This window comes from Sphingobacterium sp. 2149 (assembly GCF_031455655.1).
Taxonomy (GTDB): domain Bacteria; phylum Bacteroidota; class Bacteroidia; order Sphingobacteriales; family Sphingobacteriaceae; genus Sphingobacterium.
In genome coordinates this window covers 129,468-150,310 of sequence record NZ_JAVDTD010000009.1, presented here as the reverse complement: position 1 = coordinate 150,310, position 20,843 = coordinate 129,468, and the positions used below count along the sequence as shown (strand labels likewise).

At 39.1% G+C, this 20,843-nt stretch carries 23 protein-coding genes and 1 pseudogene; 5 read left to right on the top strand and 19 right to left on the bottom strand.

Annotated elements, in window-relative coordinates:
• The first annotated feature begins 109 nt into the window (after window positions 1-109).
• A complete protein-coding gene (locus J2X77_RS14495; protein WP_209574378.1) occupies window positions 110-892 on the top strand; it encodes an alpha/beta fold hydrolase in 783 nt (260 codons plus the stop codon).
• Window positions 893-969: 77 nt separating this feature from the next.
• On the opposite strand, the gene J2X77_RS14490 is transcribed toward J2X77_RS14495, so the two are convergent.
• The 7 genes from J2X77_RS14490 to J2X77_RS14460 form a co-directional block, all read right to left on the bottom strand.
• Window positions 970-2,268, bottom strand: a complete 1,299-nt coding sequence (locus tag J2X77_RS14490) for a deoxyribodipyrimidine photo-lyase (protein ID WP_209574379.1) — start codon at window positions 2,266-2,268, stop codon at window positions 970-972.
• A 155-nt stretch (window positions 2,269-2,423) separates the two neighbouring features.
• Complete coding sequence (locus J2X77_RS14485; RefSeq protein ID WP_209574381.1) at window positions 2,424-3,479, bottom strand: NAD(P)-dependent alcohol dehydrogenase; 1,056 nt, start codon at window positions 3,477-3,479, stop codon at window positions 2,424-2,426.
• A 242-nt stretch (window positions 3,480-3,721) separates the two neighbouring features.
• On the bottom strand, window positions 3,722-3,952 hold the full coding sequence (locus J2X77_RS14480; protein WP_209574383.1) for a hypothetical protein: 231 nt from the start codon (window positions 3,950-3,952) through the stop codon (window positions 3,722-3,724).
• A gap of 7 nt (window positions 3,953-3,959) precedes the next feature.
• Window positions 3,960-4,268, bottom strand: a complete 309-nt coding sequence (locus tag J2X77_RS14475) for a hypothetical protein (RefSeq protein ID WP_209574385.1) — start codon at window positions 4,266-4,268, stop codon at window positions 3,960-3,962.
• Between the two features lie 127 nt (window positions 4,269-4,395).
• Window positions 4,396-4,983 (bottom strand): TetR/AcrR family transcriptional regulator, encoded by a 588-nt coding sequence (locus tag J2X77_RS14470; protein WP_209574387.1) that lies wholly within the window; start codon window positions 4,981-4,983, stop codon window positions 4,396-4,398.
• Window positions 4,984-5,169: 186 nt separating this feature from the next.
• Window positions 5,170-5,850 carry a hypothetical protein gene (locus tag J2X77_RS14465; RefSeq protein ID WP_209574389.1) on the bottom strand — a complete coding sequence of 227 codons (681 nt, stop codon included), beginning with the start codon at window positions 5,848-5,850 and terminating at the stop codon, window positions 5,170-5,172.
• A 248-nt stretch (window positions 5,851-6,098) separates the two neighbouring features.
• A complete protein-coding gene (locus J2X77_RS14460) occupies window positions 6,099-6,293 on the bottom strand; it encodes a hypothetical protein (protein WP_209574391.1) in 195 nt (64 codons plus the stop codon).
• A gap of 286 nt (window positions 6,294-6,579) precedes the next feature.
• On the opposite strand from J2X77_RS14460, the gene J2X77_RS14455 reads away from it, so the two are divergent.
• Both J2X77_RS14455 and J2X77_RS14450 read left to right on the top strand, forming a co-directional pair.
• Window positions 6,580-6,780: a YqaE/Pmp3 family membrane protein gene (locus tag J2X77_RS14455; RefSeq protein ID WP_209574393.1), complete on the top strand. Its 201-nt coding sequence runs from the start codon at window positions 6,580-6,582 to the stop codon at window positions 6,778-6,780.
• Between the two features lie 205 nt (window positions 6,781-6,985).
• Window positions 6,986-7,435 (top strand): hypothetical protein, encoded by a 450-nt coding sequence (locus J2X77_RS14450; RefSeq protein ID WP_310081269.1) that lies wholly within the window; start codon window positions 6,986-6,988, stop codon window positions 7,433-7,435.
• Window positions 7,436-7,503: 68 nt separating this feature from the next.
• Here the strand turns inward: J2X77_RS14450 and J2X77_RS14445 are convergent, their stop codons facing one another.
• The 3 genes from J2X77_RS14445 to arsC all read right to left on the bottom strand — a co-directional run bounded on the left by J2X77_RS14445 (window position 7,504) and on the right by arsC (window position 9,936).
• Window positions 7,504-8,712, bottom strand: a complete 1,209-nt coding sequence (locus J2X77_RS14445) for a DUF1266 domain-containing protein (RefSeq protein WP_209574398.1) — start codon at window positions 8,710-8,712, stop codon at window positions 7,504-7,506.
• 29 nt (window positions 8,713-8,741) lie between these two features.
• A complete protein-coding gene (locus J2X77_RS14440; RefSeq protein ID WP_209574400.1) occupies window positions 8,742-9,395 on the bottom strand; it encodes a hypothetical protein in 654 nt (217 codons plus the stop codon).
• A gap of 187 nt (window positions 9,396-9,582) precedes the next feature.
• Entirely contained in the window at window positions 9,583-9,936 is a 354-nt protein-coding gene (gene arsC, locus J2X77_RS14435) for an arsenate reductase (glutaredoxin) (RefSeq protein WP_209574402.1), read from the bottom strand.
• Window positions 9,937-10,063: 127 nt separating this feature from the next.
• Here arsC and J2X77_RS14430 point away from each other — a divergent pair.
• Window positions 10,064-10,207: pseudogene (locus J2X77_RS14430) on the top strand (hypothetical protein); the annotation flags it as partial.
• A 16-nt stretch (window positions 10,208-10,223) separates the two neighbouring features.
• Here the strand turns inward: J2X77_RS14430 and J2X77_RS14425 are convergent.
• The 9 genes from J2X77_RS14425 to J2X77_RS14385 all read right to left on the bottom strand — a co-directional run bounded on the left by J2X77_RS14425 (window position 10,224) and on the right by J2X77_RS14385 (window position 19,348).
• Window positions 10,224-11,963: an ATP-binding protein gene (locus J2X77_RS14425; protein WP_209574404.1), complete on the bottom strand. Its 1,740-nt coding sequence runs from the start codon at window positions 11,961-11,963 to the stop codon at window positions 10,224-10,226.
• Between the two features lie 24 nt (window positions 11,964-11,987).
• Entirely contained in the window at window positions 11,988-13,109 is a 1,122-nt protein-coding gene (locus J2X77_RS14420) for a sensor protein KdpD (RefSeq protein ID WP_209574406.1), read from the bottom strand.
• Between the two features lie 63 nt (window positions 13,110-13,172).
• Window positions 13,173-14,258, bottom strand: coding sequence for a porin (locus J2X77_RS14415; protein ID WP_310081265.1), 1,086 nt, complete (start codon window positions 14,256-14,258; stop codon window positions 13,173-13,175).
• 47 nt (window positions 14,259-14,305) lie between these two features.
• The gene (locus J2X77_RS14410) at window positions 14,306-14,872 is read right to left on the bottom strand and encodes a K(+)-transporting ATPase subunit C (RefSeq protein WP_209574410.1); all 567 of its coding nucleotides are present in this window, start codon (window positions 14,870-14,872) and stop codon (window positions 14,306-14,308) included.
• A 22-nt stretch (window positions 14,873-14,894) separates the two neighbouring features.
• Window positions 14,895-16,904 carry a potassium-transporting ATPase subunit KdpB gene (kdpB, locus tag J2X77_RS14405; RefSeq protein ID WP_209574412.1) on the bottom strand — a complete coding sequence of 670 codons (2,010 nt, stop codon included), beginning with the start codon at window positions 16,902-16,904 and terminating at the stop codon, window positions 14,895-14,897.
• Window positions 16,905-16,928: 24 nt separating this feature from the next.
• The gene (gene kdpA, locus J2X77_RS14400) at window positions 16,929-18,614 is read right to left on the bottom strand and encodes a potassium-transporting ATPase subunit KdpA (RefSeq protein ID WP_209574415.1); all 1,686 of its coding nucleotides are present in this window, start codon (window positions 18,612-18,614) and stop codon (window positions 16,929-16,931) included.
• Between the two features lie 129 nt (window positions 18,615-18,743).
• Window positions 18,744-18,821, bottom strand: a complete 78-nt coding sequence (locus J2X77_RS14395; protein ID WP_209575115.1) for a potassium-transporting ATPase subunit F — start codon at window positions 18,819-18,821, stop codon at window positions 18,744-18,746.
• Window positions 18,822-19,199, bottom strand: a complete 378-nt coding sequence (locus tag J2X77_RS14390) for a hypothetical protein (protein WP_209574417.1) — start codon at window positions 19,197-19,199, stop codon at window positions 18,822-18,824.
• Window positions 19,200-19,225: 26 nt separating this feature from the next.
• The gene (locus J2X77_RS14385) at window positions 19,226-19,348 is read right to left on the bottom strand and encodes a hypothetical protein (RefSeq protein ID WP_310081262.1); all 123 of its coding nucleotides are present in this window, start codon (window positions 19,346-19,348) and stop codon (window positions 19,226-19,228) included.
• A 729-nt stretch (window positions 19,349-20,077) separates the two neighbouring features.
• On the opposite strand from J2X77_RS14385, the gene J2X77_RS14380 reads away from it, so the two are divergent.
• Entirely contained in the window at window positions 20,078-20,809 is a 732-nt protein-coding gene (locus J2X77_RS14380; RefSeq protein WP_209574419.1) for a DUF1080 domain-containing protein, read from the top strand.
• Window positions 20,810-20,843 lie beyond the last annotated feature (34 nt).

The window sequence follows — 20,843 nt, the reverse complement described above, 5'->3', positions numbered from 1 at the left end:
CTAAAGGGATAAATGTTTTACATAATTTGGTTCAAAAATTCAGCAACAAAAGCTAACTTCGCTACATATACTCATCGCATACAAATGAAAATTTGAAATTGGAGCTATCATGACATTGAAAGAACTACAACACAGTAAAATATATGGTGCAAATAATGGTGGAACGCCATTAATTGTGCTGCACGGTCTATTCGGAATGGCAGATAACTGGGGATCCTTTGGCCGTAGTTTCGGGGAGAAAAGACAGGTACATTTACTCGATCTACGTAACCATGGCCGTAGCTTTCACAGTGACGAAATGTCAATAGAAGTGATGGTAGACGACCTTCTTACTTATCTAGGGTCCATCGGAACAGATAAAATAGCACTTCTGGGGCACTCTTTGGGTGGAAAAGTGGCAATGCAATTTGCTATCGACCATCCAGAAAAAATTGAAAAACTGATTATCGCTGATATAGCTCCCAAAGCTTATCCTCCACATCATGAAGATATCTTCGATGCATTGTCTGCTGTAGCTATCACGACGTTAGAAACTAGAAAGGATGTACAAGATAAGATTGAGCACTATTTAAACGACCCTGGTGTTATCCAATTTTTATTAAAAAATGTATATATCAGAGCAGATCGAAAATTAGATTGGCGATTTAACTTGGATGTTTTAAAAAATAAATATACTGAATTTATAACAGTAGGGGTAAAATCAGGGATATATAGCGGCCCCACTTTATTTTTAGCGGGCGAGAAATCAAGATATATATTACCGGAAGATAAGGCAAAGATCAAGGAACAATTTCCAAATGCTGAGTTTAAAACAATACCTAATGCAGGTCACTGGGTTCAAGCCGAAAATCCACAGGTGTTTGACGCTTTTGTTGATGAATTCTTAGATTAGTAAATTCACAAATAGCCAATGTCTATCCCTGTTTGCCAGTTAGTAAAACCTGACGTTCTAGGCAGACATTGGCATTTTTATTTCAAAGCCGTTGAATAGGTTTTTATTGCTCGATCGCGAGCCATTTGGTGATCTACCATAGGCTGGCAATAATCTGCAGTACCTAATTCCGGTACCCACTTTTTTATATATTCCTGATTTTTATCAAACTTTTCCGCTTGCAGAGCCGGATTGAAAACCCGAAAATAAGGTGCAGCATCACAGCCACTCCCAGCGGCCCACTGCCAGTTGCCATTGTTGGCAGACAGGTCATAATCATTTAGCTTTTGAGCGAAGTAAGCCTCCCCCCACCTCCAGTCGACCAATAAATGCTTGCAAAGAAAACTTGCCACGACCATTCGTACACGATTGTGCATATAGCCTGAAGTATTCAATTGTCGCATGCCTGCATCGACCATGGGATATCCGGTCTCTCCCTTGCACCATTGCAGAAATTCCTCTTCATCATTCCGCCATGGTATAGTGTCGTATTGCTTTCTAAAGGATTCGGTAACGACATGGGGATAGTGATAAAGTATCTGCATAAAAAATTCACGCCAGATCAACTCAGATAACCATGTTGCATTATGTTTTAACGCAAATGCAACACATTTACGAACACTGATGGTTCCAAAACGAAGTGCTATCCCCAATTTGGTGGTACCCGTTAAAGCTGGATAATCGCGTGTTTCATCGTAATGGTCTATGATACTGGCATCTAGATGCGGTTCTTCAAAAATGAGGTCTGTTTCTAAGAAACCCATCTGTTTTAACGGAATGATTCGCTGCTGTTTTTGCTGAAAGAAAAATTCCGTTCCATAAGTATAGGAACGATAATCGTCGGGGCTCAATTTCTCCCGCCATTTTTTTGCATACGGTGTATAAACCGTATATGGCGTTCCATCATTCTTTAAAATGTCTCCCTTATCAAAAATTACCTGATCTTTTATAGCTTTGAAAGGAATTTCAATCGATTTGCAATATTCGAAAATTTCCTTGTCCCTACGAATTGCCTTCGGCTCATAATCTCGATTACAATAAACTCCCTGGATGTCAAATTTTTCAGCTAGGTTTTTAAAAATATTGATAGGTTTACCGTAAAATGTATTTAACGAGGCACCACTTTCTTGCAGTACAGCATTGATATGCGTTAGCGCTTGATGAATGTAATGAAGCCTACGGTCCCGTTTATCTTCCAATTGCTCCAAAATTTCCTCATCAAATATGAATATGGGCAATACAGGGATTCCAATCGTCAGCGCGCGAGCAAGACCGCTATTATCGTCTAAGCGTAAGTCCCGCCGAAACCAAAATATAGTAACTTTAATTTTTTCCATAAAATGACGAATTTTCCATTCCCTAATCTTAGCTAACAACTCTTCGGCACAAATGGTCAGTGCAGCAATTAGTCATCATTAATGCTATACAAACTAAACCATCAAGAGTAATAGATATGATGCCTGATGGTTCAGGGTTGAAAAATTATATTGGATTAGTTTTTCAAACTTGCCATATCGATAACAAACCTATATTTAACATCACTTTTCAGTAACCTGTCGTAGGCATGATTGATATCCTGCATTTTAATTAGCTCGATATCGGATGTAATATTGTGCTTACCGCAAAAATCAAGCATCTCCTGCGTTTCTGCAATTCCACCGATCATCGAGCCTGAAAAACTTTTACGCGTTGGAATCAGACTAAACGGAGCGACGGGTAATGGATGTTCTGGAGCACCGACAAGGGTCAGTGAACCGTCCCGCTTCAATAAACTTAAATAGGCATTGATGTCATGCTGTGCCGAAACGCAGTCTAAAATGAAATGTAATGTTCCCGCATGCTCTTTCATTTGTTCTGCATCGGTTGATAAGATGACTTCATCAGCACCTAACCGTTTAGCATCGTCGACTTTCGAAACAGAAGTTGTAATCACAACCACTTGAGCGCCCATTGCTTTGGCTATTTTGACACCCATATGGCCCAAACCGCCAATACCAACTATACCAACTTTTTGTCCTGGTCCCACATTCCAATGTCTCAACGGGGAATAGGTAGTAATTCCGGCACACAATAAAGGAGCTGTTGCTGCGAGGTCCAAATTTGCAGGGATATGAAGCACAAAACCCTCATCCACCACTATGCGTTCGGAATAACCACCAAACGTCTGTTTATTGAGGTGTTTATCGTGTCCATTGTATGTTTGGATATTTCCATTTTCACAATATTGTTCCAGCCCTTCTTTGCAACTTTCACATTCGCGACAACTATCTACCATACAACCTACGCCGGCTAAATCGCCGACTTTAAACTTGGTTACAGCATCCCCAACTTTAGTGATTCGTCCTACAATTTCATGGCCGGGTACATTTGGGTAAACAGTCCCACCCCACTCGTTTCGCGCTGTATGTAAGTCAGAATGACAAACACCACAAAATAAGATATCAATCTCGACATCTTTTCCAGTGACTTCACGCCGTTCAATAGCCATCTGTTGCAGCTCGGCAGCTGGTGCGCTTGTGCCAAACGCTTTAATTGAAAATGTACTCATACTTGATAAAATCGTTATATTATTTTTGAATAAATGCCTAAAATCCCCATAGCTCCTAAGTCCATCCACGCGATAAAAATAACCACTGGATGTGAAAAATGTTTTGAAGGAATTACAGTAAAAGTAAATAGTAACTTTTAAATTAGCATTATTCGAAGGCTCAAATTGCAATTTCTTTATAGCTCATCACATACTGGGTTAAAAAGCACTTTAAATATACGAAGTGTTATAAACCAAATGCACTAATCAGTATCCTCTACTTGTACAAACTGCATTGCCAAACCTTGCTGCTGACATATATTCAGAATAGAGAATTCTAGTCGGCTACTCATCCGAAGGACAAGCAGAAATTGTTGGTCATCCAACATGAGATCAATATTTTTTATCTCAGGGAAACTCTGATAGAGAAAATGATAAATCTCGCTGGCTCTCCATTTTAGCTTGCGAGACAACGAATAAACTACTTTATACATATTTAGATTATTTCAAAATTTTAACGGCAATTTGTTGTAGGTGATGGCTCAAAAAGTGCATCTGCTTTAGTTCTTCAATGTCCCGGGCTAGTCGAACTTTTTTATTTTCATTTTCCAGCGCAAGAGCAAGCCCATCCAACCGCTCTACATCACTGTTGATTAATAAATAACAATCTATATCTGGATCCAACAGTCCCATAATCTCAGTACGGCCGGCTTGCTCTCCCTCCACCATAATCAAAATGCACCTTTCTGATGCAACACTCTTTACCGACTTGCCCACTTTTGCATTTAATGCCACAGTACTTTTCCCCATATATGTTTTTTATTAAAAGAGTTTAAAAATTAATATAGACATATTTTGTATTTATGTCGAATCAGAAAACAAAAAAACAGCAGGTATATTCCTTACTATCCAAAAAATTTTCCTTACTGTAAAACTATTAGCGAAGCCCCTTGACGCAGATACTTGTTAGCCAAGAAAGTCGGGCTTCAAAATCTGGAAAACGATCAAAGAGTAAAACTTCCTGCTCAAAACAACGCGATGTGGTCACTAACATTTCCGATAAGAATAAGATGTCATTTTCGCCAAGTGGCTGAATCTCCTCTTTCTTAATGGCTAATTCAATCATTTCACGGATCAGCTTGATTTCGTCATCCAACATGTAACGCGTTTTTGAAACCATCAAAGCTGGATCTGACTTCATATCTTCAAATGCGAGATGAAAACGCTTAGTGATTACGTTAATTTGACGCAATTTTGCCTGTAAAAAACCAACTAGGTTATCTTCCAATGTAGCATCTCTATGATATGTTTGACTCGCAACCTGAAATACTTGTTGACACAGGTACTCCGCAATTGCATCGAACACGTCCATTTTACTGGTAAAATAATAATACAAAGTGCTACGCCCCTTTCCACAAGCTTTTGAAATATCCTGCATAGAGACTCTTGCAAATCCATATGTTTCAAACACTTTCATGGAAGATAGGATAATTTCTTCTCTAATATTTTCCTGTTGACCTGTCATTGTTCGACAAATATATAAAAAATGTCGAAAACAAAAGTTATATCATTATTTTTTTATTATGGGTATTGATTTCCTTTATCTTCTCTTGTTAATCTTTACTGTTCGTATTCTTTGGCGAATCGAGAAACGATGATAGATTTAAAACTAGTGGATTTATCAAGACTGAGTGTCTAACCTTTTGTACGTCTATTCATTGCCATTAGGGATATAATCTGGTAGATAAACGTGTTCTTTTCTCATCGTTTGGATATACATTTTACCGTAAATCTCCAAACGGATATCGACAATTTCAGTGATTGCAGGTTCATTATCTTCATCTTCCCCGAATGAGAAAATCTGTTCTTCCCGTCTATTTTTTTTTAATAAAAAATAATAAAAATCTTCGCTTTCCCAACCTTCTATACTGCCGCCGACATCATTCTGAAGCTTTAGTGCTGTATAGTTTTTTTGTAAATAGCGATGAATTTTATCGAAATCATCTTTATTTTTTGAGCTCTTCATCGCATTTAGATAAGCAAATTTACCACCTTGATCTTCCGCCATCGTTAGGGCAGGAAATGAGACTCCGTTAAAGAGCGCTATGGTATCTTTTTCTTCATTGTAAGAAACAGTGGTATAACGATATCCAAAATTTTTGACTGGCTTTAGCTTTCTTGTACCCCAACCACCGGTAGATTCCAGATAAAATGCTGTCGGTAGACTGCCTTCCGAATTGAAAATAGCCAGGGTATCCTTTTTAAATATGGCAGTTTCAAAGATTTCCTTTAGCCTTTTTTTATCCATATTTTTAACATCTGCATGCAACAATTCCTCACTCCTCTTTATTTTGGGTTCATAAAATCTGGACACATTGAATGTTTTATCCATTTTTTCAAGTATCACCCTATCCCCGTTTTTCGGTTGACAGGAATACAGGATACCAGATAAAAAAATCAGATAAGATGTAGCTTGGAATAGAAAGTGAAATGGCCTCATGGGAATTATCAATCAAATTATTTTTTTGAGTTACGATTTTAATACGTCGTAAAGATCTTCAAACTAAAATAAATTTGTAGTTATTTGCAAATGAAATAGGGCCATATCGCCTATTATCTGAAGTCGTCGGGGACTTACAATCAGTCGTTCGGTAACAATTGATCGACGTATTCTCTTATCTCTTGTGGCAACATGAGGTAAACTGATGTTTTCAGATTTTCTTTACTCGGCACGCCATCGATAAAAATATTTTGAAACCCTTCATTGAGCCATTTTCCTTCATCTTCCAGGTATCCACTATATTTGTTGTTTAAATTTTCAATAATACTACTCATGTTTTCCGTCATTTATTCTATGTTAACTGCACCTACGCTATACGATAGGAAGATATCAACATTGGTGCCACTCCAAGCTAAAATTTTAAAATTTAATGATCAAATAGTATATTTTAAGTTTTCTTAACATTTACTTTTTCTGACAAAACGTAACCTCTAAGCATTGCCTATTAATGCATTTAAACAGAGCAAAAAAGTAACCCAATTTGCTTTAGTCGATATTATTTTCGACCTTTATAAATCAATACGCTGATTTGTATTTTATTCTATAATTCACCTATTATTTATGATATTAATAGCAGTTTTACTTCCTTGGTTATCATTCTTTTTGCGCGGAAAGATTCTAAGCGGTATCCTCTGTTTGATTCTGCAGATGACCATACTGGGCTGGATTCCCGCAGCTATATGGGCAGTTGCATCCCGTGTCGATGGTAAGAATAAACAGCGCATACGAAGGTTGGAACGTTATATGCATCATCAGCGGTAAAGCTTTAACACTCCAACTATAATTCATTAATCTAAACAGTAGGCAGCTTTCTGCATGTAAAATAAGCAAATAACTGAGCTGTATAGTTCCTCTATAATAGGGTCTGAAGTCTCATCAATATATCTATTTAGGATGAAACACTGTGGTATATTTGACTGTGGTATATTTATTGTATGAACATCATGAAATTTAAAACCTGATTCATATGAGAAAATTAGCATGTATAGTAGCCGGCCTTGTTACTTTAGCCGCTTGTAACAATGCTCAAAGGGACAATGAAACCACACATTCAGCGACTGACAGCGTGAAAGGAGAAACGCCATCAATCGGCGGTAGCAAGGATGAGCACGGCTGTCTTGTATCGGCAGGACAAACATGGAGTGAGATCAAGCAGGGCTGTATCCAGGTCTTTACTATTGGCTTTCGCTTAAATCCGGTTGATGTAGAAAAAGGAAAAGCCGTTATAAGTGCCTTCGTTGTGCTAAGCGAAGATAAGTCAAAGGCAGAATTATTTTTACCTGATGACAGTAAAAATAACATTCTCCTAGATAAAGTTGATAATGACATTTACCAAAAGGATAGCTATCGATACGATGCCAAGAAATCAGTGCTCTATGTCAATGATGCAATCAAATATAAGGGTAACATTGAGTAGGACCATCGACCGAACCTTTGCGTAGATAAAGCTGACTGATTCGTACATTCGCCGAATCAGTTAGTATTTTAACTTCCACAACTCAGATAGAACATCGGAATTCCCTCTTCATCTTTTTCAATTACATCCAATCCTTCAAAAAAGACATGGTCTCGAAGTTCTTTCTGAGCGATTTGTTGCTCCAATTGATAAAGCAAATCCAACGCCGTAAAATATCGGCTATTTGAAGACTTTAATTTTGCGCACAATTCTATCTGGTAAAATCCAGCGTGATTCTTATCTTCAGAAAAGGCCTCTATCTCATTGTACAATAAATATTCATTTTCTTCTAAATCGTTCATACTCCGTATCCAGACACGATAGCAGACCTCAATTTCTGCTTTGTCAATGACAATTTGATTCGGGATCCAATAATTCCATTTTTCAACTGTACCTTTTTGATACGCGTTAACTTGATTTTCAAATTCTTCGATATGAAGATATTTTTTCAGCTGGAATCTCCAAGTCAAATGTGTAAGTATTCCAGACGGGCTTCCTGCACGCCATGCTATATTATTCCAGGGACTTCCTTTCTTTTCCCTCAAATATCCGATGTATCTTTTCAAATAAGATTTCCTGATTTTGCTATTTAAACCTACATGGTTCTCTCCTTCTAAAAAATAATCAGCAAATAAAAACCAATCACCAAAATGCTTTTTCGCATATTGAGACAAATTCTTTAGAATATTTAAAGCCACAGGTTTTGAAAGGTACCCAGCGTCGGTTGCAGATGTGGTAATATAGCTTATTATAGCAATAGCAAAAGCATCTACTCCTACTTTGGAAATGTTCCAAACATCGATATCAATTTGACCATTTTTTTCCTCCAATGCGGTTCCTCTCTTTTTTATGCCAAGTAAATTAAAATATGAACTCAAACTATCGAGACAACTTTCCGTATCTGCGATAGCAAAGTCACTTTTTAACAGTCTGATAAAATCATTTCTGTATTGATCAATTTTTGGATAATTTCCAAATTGATATAAGTGAAGAGGATAGCTCCCGTCATCGCCGTTACTTCCGGATACGGTAAACCAGTCCCCAAAAACAATCACTCTAAATGCGGCTCCAAGTGCGTTACCAAACTGTTCTTCATAAGGAATACCCAAGATTATGTTGCTATCGATCAATGTGCTCTCAGCCTTTTGTTCCTCTCCAGCTTTTAAACTGAGTGCTTCTTTGGGCTCGTTTACGCCAAGCTTCGCTGCATTTAATAATTCTTTAAAAAATTTCAACATAATCCTATGGCTATTAACTGCATAAAAACTTACCTGCTATACTTTGCAACTAAAGCATAATCATAAGGGATCTGCATGGATAATTCGCGTGCATGCCAAATATCTCCTTCCGACGTTTGATAAAAGTCATAGGCATTTTTCATAAAATTCTCTCCGTTTGGAGCTTCAACCCAATCTTTCTTCTCTCGATTATACAGTAAAATCATGCAACTTACGCAGCGATAATAACCTGATATGTTCGGATTTTGATAACAGGTTCCAACTTTAATATTGATCTTTTGATTAATAATGACATCGGTCAATTTACGATCTGTGAGATGAATTAATGCGATCTGCGCGTCTTCATGGTCTGGCGCCAACTTCGTGGCCACTAATCGTTCAAAATCGGCTTTTTTAATTCTTTCGATTTCCAATGCCTTAAACTCCGGCGATACGCGATTTGTATCCACTGGATATAAGTCATTTTCTGGAGCGGCCGCAACCACATCGGTCATAGCGGATTCGTTTGTTACAGCAGCAAGAAGTTTCTTATTGTGTTCATAATTTTCCCAATCCGTCTTATCATACGTCATCCACTGCTGCATTTTATACAACAAAGTCTCATTTTTATTGACTTTCACAAAAAAGGCTGTCACTAAAAATGCAATGAGCAAAATAAATAGTACAAGTAGTATTCTTTTCAAACCAAAATTATTTATTGTTAGTATGCTATATAATATTAAATGCGTGTAGCATCTTTCATTTGATGCTATAAATCTGCATATAATTATTCAATCAGTATATCTAGAACCTATATTAGGTCAAATTTTGACGATATTTGTAGCTCAATATTCAATATTTGAAATAACTTAAAAAAAAATTAAGCGATTGCTATGGTTTGATAGCAATGAGTTCTATGACTTTTTCAATCGGCCTACCAATTACTGCGACACCGTCCTTTACCACGATGGGTCGCTCAATCAAAATAGGATGTGCTAGAAGCACATCTATCCATTGTTCATCCGTCAGTTGACGGTTTTGAAATTTCTCTTGAAACACCGATTCTCCTTTTCTAATGAGCTCAAAAGGTGTTATCCCGAGTTGCCCCAATAACTCGACTAATTGTGCCTTGGTCGGCACGTCGTTTAGATAGTCGTGTACCTCAAATTGAGCGCTATGCTTTTCTAACAGTTTCAGTACATTGCAGCTCTTGCTACAATGTATATTGTGGTAAATTTTAATCATGGTCGCAACGTGTAAAAATTTTATCCCTCAGAAAACCCATTCTGAACACTCCAAAAATAGCAACAAAATCATGAATCATTCGAAGTAAGTAGCGCATTGCCGCTTTAGAAAAGACGATAGTTTACCTAAATGGATAAAAATAACGGTGGAAAAAAGTCTGAAACGTCTGGTTACAAATACGATAGACCTCTATTATGCACATGGTGTAGATCCGAATCTAGCGGAAAATGCTGGAGCCATTGACGTAGAATTATTGGATATTATAAAATAATTATCCATCGGAGACATTAGTTTTCACTGGAAGCCGCACTGCGCAATGAAAAATAAAAAGAACTTCCAGCACCATAATCACTTTCAACGCCGATTTCTCCCCCCTGTGCTTCTATAAACTCTTTACTGATACTTAAACCAAGACCGGTTCCCCCTTTCTTAGAGCCCGGCACACGAAAGTAACGTGCAAAGATTTTCTCGAGGTACTTAGCTTCTATTCCTTGTCCATTGTCTTTTACGGTAAATCTGGTTTTAAGTCCTATACTTTCAACGGCTATATGGATGACAGAATCTTCGTAGGAATATCGTACTGCATTGGAAAGGAAATTTGTCAATACCCACGCTGTTTTTTCATTGTCAGCAACAATGTACTTCGCCGTCGGCGCTACTTCAATAGTAAAATGAATATTTTTCTGGTTGGCAGCAAATTGATTAGCCATGACTGCGTATTCAATAATAGGCTGTATTTCTGTCGTATGTAAATTAATCTGAATAGAACCGCTTTCAACTTGGGTCATATTTAACAGTTCGCCTGTAATCTGAAGTAAGCGGTTGGAATCATCCTTTATTCCATTTACCAGCGCGAGCTGTTCGGTATTCAACGGGCCTATTTGCTCGTTCTCCAGCAATTGAACTCCCATCTGAATCGCTGCAATAGGTGTCTTGAACTCGTGGGATACGGTACCGATAAAGTTCGTTTTTGCTAGATCGAGTTCCTTGAATGGTGTGATATTCTTTAGAATAACTACCTGACCGATAAATTTTGGCTCAGATTCGCCAGTCGGCAGCACATTAATATCAATAACATCTTTTTCGAAATAGCTTTCTCTGTCGTCTGCATATATTTTAATGGCATTTTTTTCCCGATTTGCTGCAGGAATAAGAAGATCTTTAAAAATATCTTTCGCGAGATCGTTTTCTTCCGAAACCGTTAAAGCAGACCTTCCAAGAAGTTGATCTTTGTGCAGGCTTGTGATGCGAAGAGCCTCTTCATTAACGAAGATAACCCTCCGTTCCTCGTCGAAACCAATAACAGGATCACGCATATTGTCCACGAGAGCCTCTATTCGTTTTTTTTCTTTTAAAATTTTTTCCAGTTTACTTTCAGCGTATTCTTCCAATTTCTCTGCCATGGAATTAAATGAGGTAACAAGTTCGGCAAACTCACCAATACTCTGATTATCAATACGTTCCTTGTAGTTCTGTCCTGCAATTTGTCGAATGCTAGCCGTCAATCTTGCAATCGGATCAGCTATATTGGATGGCAGGTTGACCAACAAAATGAAAGCTATAATAAAACAGAGTGCGCCGGCAAATGAAATGACCAGAATGGCATGTTCTGCAGTTTTATCCGCGACAATACTCTTCCGGGAAATTGCGATCATATTTTGCTCCATTAATAATGCAATATCCTTTCTGATGGAGGAGACAACAGCAATATTTAGGGGTTTATCTTTCAGTTGTAAAAAATGCTTCGCTATTGCATTCGTCGTTTGCTGTTCCCCAACTTCGGTAACATTTTTCCGTTGTTTGTCCAGATTGACTTCGAAGCTGGTAAAAGCCTTTTTTTCCACAGGAATTTCCTCCAGTGCCAATAACATATTTTTGGCATACAGCAGCGTATTATAGTTCGCCGTCAATATATTTGCGGTATCTTTTTTTAATCGGTTCACATACCAGCCACTTAACGCGGCAAGTAAAAAGATCATGAGAAACAGTGCCCCCACACCGAATGTAAGTTTGGTTTTTATTTTCATCTTATTCAAAATTGGTCTTTATCATTAAGACAATATTATCAGATCAACATCTTCAGTAGACAGCTGTGCCAAAAGTTTGCTAAAAATATCTCTAGCCAGTAAAATCCTCAAAAGGGACAACCGCGGTTTCCCAATACAAACTGTAGTGATCTTACGTGTCACACAGAGGGTGATGATCTCCTTGGCTACGCTCCGGCTTTCTACTTTAATAATTTCCCCTCCTAGTTCTGTTGCCAATTTGAAATTATTGATCAAGTGCCGTTGTTTATTCAACGCAATCCGATCGCCGCGTTCTTTTGGTAACTGTACATATAGCAAAAACCAGCTACTGTTGTAATATCCTGCCAATCTTGCTGTCTTTCGGATGACGTTTTTTGCTTTTGTTTCATTGGAACTTATACAGGCCAAGAAACGTTCCTTTCGCACCCATCGCTGGGGCTGCACTTCGGTCTCTACTTTGCGCTGAACCTGGGAGGCCACTTCCTTCAATGCCATCTCGCGCAACTGCAAAATATGCTCACTTTTAAAGAAATTTTGAAGTGCAGCCTGAATTTTTGAGGCATCATAGATCTTGCCCTCTTTTAGACGAACAATAAGTTCCTCTGCGGTGAGGTCAATATTAACGACTTCGTCTGCAGAATCAATAACACTGTCGGGAACTCTTTCTTGCACTTCGATCCCTGTAATTGCTTTGACTTCTTCGTTTAAACTTTCGATATGCTGGATATTAACAGCACTGATTACATTAATCCCTGCTTCGAGAATTTCGATGACATCTTGCCATCGTTTGGCATTTTTGCTGCCTTCAATATTGGTATGTGCCAGCTCATCGATAATGACAACCTCTGGACGTGAATTCAAAACAGCATACAGATCCAATTCCTCCAACTGCTTGCCTTTGTAAAAAAGATGACGCCGAGCAATAATCGGAATACCATCAAGCAATTGATGTGTATCCTTTCGATTATGGGTCTCAATATAGCCGATACGCACATCGATTCCGCCCTGTAAAAGTGTATGTGCATCCTGTAGCATGCGATATGTTTTTCCGACACCAGCACTCATTCCAATATAAAGTTTGAATCGCCCTCGTTTCGATTTCCGGATCAGATCCAGAAAGTGCTCAGCGCTTTTCCTTTCTTCCATGTCTAATACCTTTCATTGTCAAAAGGTTCCTGCCGATGTAACACAAGGCAGGAACCTTTGTTTTTAAAAACTAACCGTTAGTGCCGTGACAGCCGTCACGGTATTTTTAAGCAGCTGATTTGACCGATCAAGAAACATAGCATCTTTATTCCTGAGGTTGCGCAACTCTGTACGCCAAAGAACATTTGGGAGAATCGCATAATCAGCATTTAAAGAGTAGCCAAATGTTTGAAAGCCCTGAGCTGTTCCAGTAGAAACAATAACACCATGTTTATCGTTGTAATATTCTCCTCTTGCTGTTAAGCTAAATCTTTCAGTCGTTGCGTATCGTGCAATTAACACGGTCGTGTACCATACGTTGTACGTTGAGCTCCCCCTTGCTTTTTGTTCTGCCCCAATATCAAATCCCACTGTAATGCCTAGCTTTTGGTGCATTTGATAGATTGCATACAGGTTATGGAAATAACGCATCTGTCTTACACTATCCGCTTTATCGCTGCCGATAAAAGAACCGCTATTAATGGTCCATTTATCTGTGGGTTTATAGACCAATTGATGTCCAAATGCAGGCAAACTACTGCCATCTACACGTTGAATACGCTGCCAGCCGTTTAAAACAAGCCCACTTAAAAACAGTTTTCCAGAAGCAGATGTGTACGATATTTTTGCGCCAGTTTCGAAATATGGCGAATTATCAGCAAAAATACTTCTCGTTACAGTCCAATTGTCCTTTCCTATAGCGCTTTCAAAGCCCAAATGGGAGGAAAATATTCCGGCATCGATCCATAGATTGTGCTTTTTCGAGATGCGAACACCAGCATTCGCTTCGTAAATATTTTTTAAAACGCCAGGTTCCGCACTATAATTGGCATTCATATATGTACCGACACCTAATGCAAGATTTGCACGGGTATTCGTTGTTTCGTATGCAGCTTTTAAAAGTGCCAAATTTATGTTTACTTCATTCGCTCTGTTATGGCTATAAACAAACCCGGGGCGGGTGTTTCCAATTGGATTATTAAAGTCCCGAAGGTAATATGCTTCAAGGTAACCGCTAATAGCCAATGAGATATTTCTAGTCGTATCCTGCTGTGCAAATAATTGTGTTGTGCCTAGTAACATAAAGGCCAACATCGCGAGTTTTTTCATATATATCGTTGTTATAAAGTGGATGTCAAGGGCTCCTCCGGTCAATTTTATTTTTCAGCCATCTTATCCAATGCTATATTTAGTTCAAGGACATTGACCTTTCGAGGTCCGAATATATGCCACAAAGGTGCCTGCACGTGGGCATCGACAAGAGACTGTAAGCTATTGACAGATATACCTCTCGCTTTCACAATACGGTCAATTTGTATTTTTGCTGCTTCAACGGAAATATCGGGGTCCAAACCACTACCGCTGGCTGTAACGATGTCTACAGGTACCTGTTCGCGTTTTACCGTAGGATTGTGCACTAAGAAAGTATCAATACGGGATTTCACTTCCAAAAGGTATTCTCCATTGGACGGACCTTTGTTGCTTCCCCCAGATCCTGCTGCGTTGTAACCGACTGCTGAAGGACGCGACCAGAAATAATCATCGCCTGAAAAAGCCTGGCCAATATTCCTGTAATACGTCTGACCATTATGTTTTAGGATTTCGCCTTTTCCACGATTGGGTGCTATTTGAGCTATCGCCCATACAAGGGCTGGATATACAACTGCCAGTAGGAGCAATAAAATCATTGTAATCTTTATCGCTGGATATAGATGTGTTTTCATTTTCTTTTGTGATTAAAATTCATTAGATGAATAGAGAAACCAGTAGATCGATGGCCTTGATTCCAACAAATGGAACAAGTACCCCTCCAAGTCCAAATACGAGCAGGTTTCGTCGCAACAATGCACTTGCACCGATCGGTTTGTATGCAACACCTTTTAATGCTAAGGGAATAAGTAATGGAATAATAATGGCATTAAATATAACGGCAGATAGTATAGCACTTTGGGGGCTACTGAGCTGCATGATATTCAAGCCCTGAAGTGCCGGTATTGCTGCAATAAACAAGGCCGGAATAATAGCAAAATATTTGGCGACATCGTTTGCAATGCTGAACGTAGTTAGCGTACCCCGAGTCATCAGCAATTGCTTACCTATTTCTACCACTTCAATCAATTTGGTGGGATCGTTGTCAAGATCGACCATGTTGCCGGCTTCTTTTGCAGCTTGTGTTCCACTATTCATCGCTACTCCAACATCGGCTTGCGCAAGTGCCGGGGCATCGTTTGTGCCATCCCCCATCATTGCTACCAATCGCCCGTCGAGCTGTTCTTTTTTAATGTAGTTCATCTTATCTTCAGGCTTAGCTTCTGCAATGAAATCATCTACGCCTGCTTTTTCAGCAATATACCTGGCAGTTAGCGGATTGTCTCCCGTCACCATAACAGTCTTGATACCCATTTTTCGCAATCTTTCAAATCTTTCGTGTATTCCGGGTTTTATTACATCCTGCAATTCTATCACTCCCAGCACCTGTTCATTCTCGGCAACGACCAGTGGTGTACCACCGTTTTGGGAAATAAGCTTCACGCGTTCTTCGATTTCCTGCGGAAATCTATTGCCAGCTTTTAAAACAATATTTCGAATAGCATCGGTCGCACCTTTACGGATACGTGTTTGTGCAAAGTCTATTCCTGAGCTGCGGGTCTCGGCGGTAAACTTGATAAATTCGGGGTTTTCGACCTTATAGCTCGAAGGATTAACCTCCGCCAATTCTACGATTGATTTGCCCTCAGGTGTTTCATCAGCCATCGAGCTCAACGTTGCCGCCCGCACCAACGATTCCATCATGACACCATCTGCAGGGTAAAAGTTTGTCGCCTTACGATTTCCAATGGTGATTGTTCCGGTTTTATCCAGCAACAATACATCAATATCGCCAGCTGTTTCAACGGCTTTACCACTTTTCGTAATGACATTCGCGCGAAGTGCCCGATCCATCCCCGCTATACCAATTGCCGATAGAAGACCGCCTATTGTGGTGGGAATAAGACAGACGAAGAGTGAAATAAACGACGCTATGGTGATACCGACATTGGCATAATTTGCAAATGGTTTTAAGGTTACGGTTACGATGATAAACACGAGTGTAAAACCTGCTAGAAGGATCGTCAATGCAATCTCATTCGGCGTTTTTTGTCGGCTAGCCCCTTCGACCAAAGCAATCATCTTATCTAAAAAGCTTTCGCCCGGTTCTGTTGTCACCTGTACAACAATTCGATCCGACAGCACCTTGGTACCACCGGTAACTGAGCTTTTATCTCCCCCAGCCTCGCGGATTACCGGTGCCGATTCCCCTGTAATTGCGCTTTCATCAATGGTTGCCAATCCCTCAATAATCTCACCATCCAACGGAATTACATCCCCGGCTTGACAGACAAACACGTCACCTTTTTTCAATTGTGCGGATGAGACTACCCGGCCATCGCGTAAAGTTGCGGGGGTTTCCTCCCTTGTTTTCCGCAAGCTGTCTGCTTGCGCTTTACCCCGGGCCTCTGCAATTGCCTCTGCAAAGTTGCCAAAGAGCAAGGTCAAAAATAGAATAACGAATACCGTAAAATTATACCCCAATGTACCTTGTGATTTTTCTCCAGCCATTATCCATAGACAGACCACAGCCATAATCAATGTTCCGACTTCTACGGTAAACATCACTGGGTTACGGAACATTATTTTCGGATTCAGCTTCACGAAAGATTGCTTTAATGCTTTTTGGACAAGTTCTTTCTGAAACAATGTTTGTTGATTGCTCATTTTAAAGTGCTTTAATTTTACGTATTACATGGAAAAATATTCCGCTATTGGACCCAAGGCCAGTGCTGGGAAGAAAGAGAGCGCTGCGATAATCGCAATCACGGCAAATACCATCAAACCGAATGTACTGGTATCTGTCTTTAACGTCCCCTCCCCTTCTGGTATGAATTTCTTTTCGGCCAACAATCCTGCAATAGCTATAGGGCCTATGATCGGTATAAAACGGCCGAGCAACAAGACGATACCCGTCGAGATATTCCACCAAATTGTATTGTCTCCAAGCCCTTCAAAGCCACTTCCATTGTTCGCCGCAGATGAGGTGTATTCGTACAATATTTCACTAAAACCATGGAATCCAGGATTGTTCAATGTAGAAGCACCCTGGGCTGGAAATGCTGTCGCAAGTGCTGTACCGACAAGGATTAGAAAAGGATGGGCAAGAGCAACAATCATGGCGATTTTCATTTCGCGCGCTTCCACTTTCTTACCCATAAACTCAGGCGTACGCCCTACCATTAAACCGCTGATGAAAACAGCGAGTATAATAAAAATAAAGAAGTTGAGTATTCCAGCTCCCACACCACCATAGAAGGCATTTACCATCATGGCTATCAATTCGTTCATTCCAGATAAGGGCATATAACTATCATGCATCGAATTGACCGAACCTGTCGAAATCATCGTTGTAACCATACTCCAAAACCCTGATGCGGCGGCACCTATACGTACCTCTTTTCCCTCCATAGCTCCCATCGATGTGTCAATCCCCATCTGTGCAATAGCTGGATTTCCTGCAAGCTCCATTTTTATATTTGGAATGACCAGCAGGAGAAAACCAATGGTCATTACACCAAACATCATCCATGAAAATTTGCGTTTGCGAATAAAAAAACCAAAGGCAAATATCATGGCCATCGGGATAATAAACTGGGCGATCATTTCAACCATGTTGGTCAAATAATTCGGATTCTCGAGTGGATGCGCGCTGTTCGCGCCGAAGAAACCACCACCATTTGTACCCAGATGTTTAATTGGAACAAAGGCAGCTACTGGTCCGCGGCTCACCTCTAAAGTATCTCCGCCCATTGTCACCATACTGTCCTTACCTTCGAAGGTCATAGGCATGCCTTGGAACACAAAAACGGTAGCAACCAACACAGAAAGAGGCAGTAAAATACGGGTACATGATTTTACAAAGAAATCATAAAAATTACCCAATTGGGTTGTTGTTTTATCCCTAAAAGCTTTGAAAATAACAACTGCGGCAGCCATGCCAACACCGGCTGTCACGAACTGAAGAAACATGAGCCAAATTTGTCCAAGATAGCTTACGCCAGATTCACCCGAATAGTGCTGAAGATTACAGTTGACCAAAAAGGATATACTGGTATTAAAAGCCAAATCAGCAGTCATTCCTGGATTTCCATCGGGATTCAAAGGCAAATGCCCCATATTCATTAAGATAACCATACTCAATAGAAACCAAACCAAATTGATAGTCAAAAGAGCAATAAGGTGTTGTTTCCAAGTCATCTGGGAAGTAGGTTCAATTCCTGTCAGTCGATAAAAAAATCTTTCAATGGGCTCAAAGAATGGATCTAACCACGTCTTTTCATTGCCATATACCTTAGCTATATATTTTCCCAGGGGAAGTCCAAGCAGCAATGTTACGATGAACATTACTATGATTCCAAGAATCTCTGTATTCATTTCTTTAATTGATTTGTATAAAAAGTGTATCATTTCCCATCTTTAACTCACACCATACCCCTTTTTCCATTTCATGGTAGGGTAGAGCACTATTACATGAGTGACGATATCGTATGAGCAATCTCATTATTAGAATTTTTCAGGTTTTAGAAGTACATAACAGATATATCCAAAAACCAGTAGTGCTACAATAAATAAAGCTGTCATTTATTTTGATATGAATAGATTATGTATTTGTTGTCCTTTACGGATTTCTAAAAAAGGTACGGGCAACCGAGCTTCGATTACGGTCCATGTATGAACGGTACTGATGCGTTGAAGACCTCCCAAGGATCTTACAAAAAGGTTTTCCAAAATATATTTGACGTAATGGTTTCCATGGCCGTAAATCGTTCCGAGAAACTCGATATGCTGACAGATTTTGTCTGTGCTGCGCACGGTAATCAAGTGTCGAAGATGATTAATCACAGCCTGCAAGACGCCGGCAAAATTGTGCTTCCGAAGCAGGAAATTAATCTCCGATCGAATTTCCTTATAATGAAGGGCCATATACAAACCTGCCCTGTATTGATTTAATTTTTTCATGTTTGAATAGAACTATACTTCAAAATCTAACCGACATAGAGCTGAAAAACCATCGCAATAATTAGCACCATTAAAATAATCTTCGCTATGCGGTCTCCCGATATATTGTGCGGCGATACTGTACCTTTATTGTCTTGCTTCTCTTTCATATGATCTCTTCTATATTTTCTCAAAAAAATCCACCATTTTGTAGAATAACCAGAAGCAAAAGATTCCAGTTATGAGGAGTATGATTGTCATTACCATTGTTAAATTTTATTAGTGATTCGCGATTTCTTTTTTTTTAAAATTTCCATTACATACTAGAATTTGTGACAATCACTCCTTTGGAGGACTTTTGCCGCAGGTTATTCTTTTTCGTTCTGTTCCCATTTGTATTGTCATTTGTCCCAATAAGCCAAAGGTTGTTCCAGCATGCCAAAAAACAGCATAAACAACTATTAATCAGCGAATAAAAAAATAAACACTCCGAAAAGAATTTGGAAACCCTATCATTTTGATAGGGTCCTTTTATCAAAATGAGAATGACTGTGCGGAAAATGTGATCAAATTATTATAATTTGTACCTTGTCTTACACTTCTGAAAAAAAGGGGGCAAGTTAATGCGCTCTGTCCAACCGACTGACTAGACAGTTATGGTTTCAACTGGCTAGACAGTAAGGTTTAAAAATTGATAAATGCATATGCTAAGAGGCGTTTTTTCGATTGTATAATCAGAAGCACTGTGTAACTAATTTGCAGAGGAAAAGCAGATTGTTGCGCAAAGTAAGTATTTAAAATTATCTTAGTAGAAACGTAACAAGTGAAGACACTATATTAATTAGCGCTTAGCTGTTGAAACATAGAATTACCAAACGAACACTTATAGAAATTAAACTATGATAGACTTAAACCTTTTTAAGAAAATTATCTTATCGGTCTTTATGGGCTTTGTTTTACTGTCCTGCCAAAGTGAAAAAAGCAATCCCAATACATTGACAGAAGAAGAGCAAAGTAATGGGTGGCAACTCCTATTTGATGGTACTACACTCAACAATTGGCATACGTACAATAATAGTAAAAATGCGCCTACAGCGTGGATCGTTAAAAATGGAACGATATACTGCGATCCCAAAAACGAAAGCCAAAAATATGATTTAGTATCGGACAAGGAGTATAAAAACTATGAGTTTAAGTTTGAATGGAAACTGGAAAAAGAAGGAAATAGCGGTGTTTTTGTCAATGTACAGGAAAAACCGGATATCGATGCGACCTACCATTCAGGACCAGAGTACCAATTGTTGGCCGATTCTCATCCTGATTTTGATAAGCCATTAAAGCGTTCGGGATGTCTCTATACATTTCTACCGCAGCAAAACTTTGTCAATGTTAAAGCGCAAGATGCTTGGAATGAATCAAGTATCATCCAAAAGAATGGAAAAGTCACTTTTTACCTCAATGGTAAAATCACCGCTGAAATGGATTTTAATTCAGCAAAATGGAAAGATTTAGTAAAACATAGTAATTTCAAAGATTATCCGGAGTTTGGTCAGCATATTAGTGGAAAAATAGCGCTTCAGGATTGGTCAAGAGGTGTCTCATTTAGAAATTTAAAAATAAAACCATTGTAATTAAAAAGTCCTATTCTCCTTATAGGTTAAGTTA

Bases quoted from the DNA above. Each gene is read 5' to 3' on its own strand.
- J2X77_RS14450 (WP_310081269.1), top strand. From the start codon at position 6,986: ATGAGAAAATTAGCATGTATAGTAGCCGGCCTTGTTACTTTAGCCGCT.
- J2X77_RS14425 (WP_209574404.1), bottom strand. From the start codon at position 11,963: ATGAAAATAAAAACCAAACTTACATTCGGTGTGGGGGCACTGTTTCTC.
- J2X77_RS14395 (WP_209575115.1), bottom strand. From the start codon at position 18,821: ATGACAGCTTTATTTATTGTAGCACTACTGGTTTTTGGATATATCTGT.
- J2X77_RS14385 (WP_310081262.1), bottom strand. From the start codon at position 19,348: ATGAAAGAGAAGCAAGACAATAAAGGTACAGTATCGCCGCACAATATA.
- J2X77_RS14410 (WP_209574410.1), bottom strand. From the start codon at position 14,872: ATGAAAACACATCTATATCCAGCGATAAAGATTACAATGATTTTATTG.
- J2X77_RS14480 (WP_209574383.1), bottom strand. From the start codon at position 3,952: ATGTATAAAGTAGTTTATTCGTTGTCTCGCAAGCTAAAATGGAGAGCC.
- J2X77_RS14470 (WP_209574387.1), bottom strand. From the start codon at position 4,983: ATGACAGGTCAACAGGAAAATATTAGAGAAGAAATTATCCTATCTTCC.
- J2X77_RS14415 (WP_310081265.1), bottom strand. From the start codon at position 14,258: ATGAAAAAACTCGCGATGTTGGCCTTTATGTTACTAGGCACAACACAA.
- arsC (WP_209574402.1), bottom strand. From the start codon at position 9,936: ATGATTAAAATTTACCACAATATACATTGTAGCAAGAGCTGCAATGTA.
- J2X77_RS14445 (WP_209574398.1), bottom strand. From the start codon at position 8,712: ATGTTGAAATTTTTTAAAGAATTATTAAATGCAGCGAAGCTTGGCGTA.
- J2X77_RS14475 (WP_209574385.1), bottom strand. From the start codon at position 4,268: ATGGGGAAAAGTACTGTGGCATTAAATGCAAAAGTGGGCAAGTCGGTA.
- kdpA (WP_209574415.1), bottom strand. From the start codon at position 18,614: ATGAATACAGAGATTCTTGGAATCATAGTAATGTTCATCGTAACATTG.
- J2X77_RS14455 (WP_209574393.1), top strand. From the start codon at position 6,580: ATGATATTAATAGCAGTTTTACTTCCTTGGTTATCATTCTTTTTGCGC.
- J2X77_RS14420 (WP_209574406.1), bottom strand. From the start codon at position 13,109: ATGGAAGAAAGGAAAAGCGCTGAGCACTTTCTGGATCTGATCCGGAAA.
- J2X77_RS14465 (WP_209574389.1), bottom strand. From the start codon at position 5,850: ATGGATAAAACATTCAATGTGTCCAGATTTTATGAACCCAAAATAAAG.
- J2X77_RS14380 (WP_209574419.1), top strand. From the start codon at position 20,078: ATGATAGACTTAAACCTTTTTAAGAAAATTATCTTATCGGTCTTTATG.
- J2X77_RS14485 (WP_209574381.1), bottom strand. From the start codon at position 3,479: ATGAGTACATTTTCAATTAAAGCGTTTGGCACAAGCGCACCAGCTGCC.
- J2X77_RS14490 (WP_209574379.1), bottom strand. From the start codon at position 2,268: ATGGAAAAAATTAAAGTTACTATATTTTGGTTTCGGCGGGACTTACGC.
- J2X77_RS14495 (WP_209574378.1), top strand. From the start codon at position 110: ATGACATTGAAAGAACTACAACACAGTAAAATATATGGTGCAAATAAT.
- J2X77_RS14390 (WP_209574417.1), bottom strand. From the start codon at position 19,199: ATGAAAAAATTAAATCAATACAGGGCAGGTTTGTATATGGCCCTTCAT.
- kdpB (WP_209574412.1), bottom strand. From the start codon at position 16,904: ATGAGCAATCAACAAACATTGTTTCAGAAAGAACTTGTCCAAAAAGCA.
- J2X77_RS14460 (WP_209574391.1), bottom strand. From the start codon at position 6,293: ATGAGTAGTATTATTGAAAATTTAAACAACAAATATAGTGGATACCTG.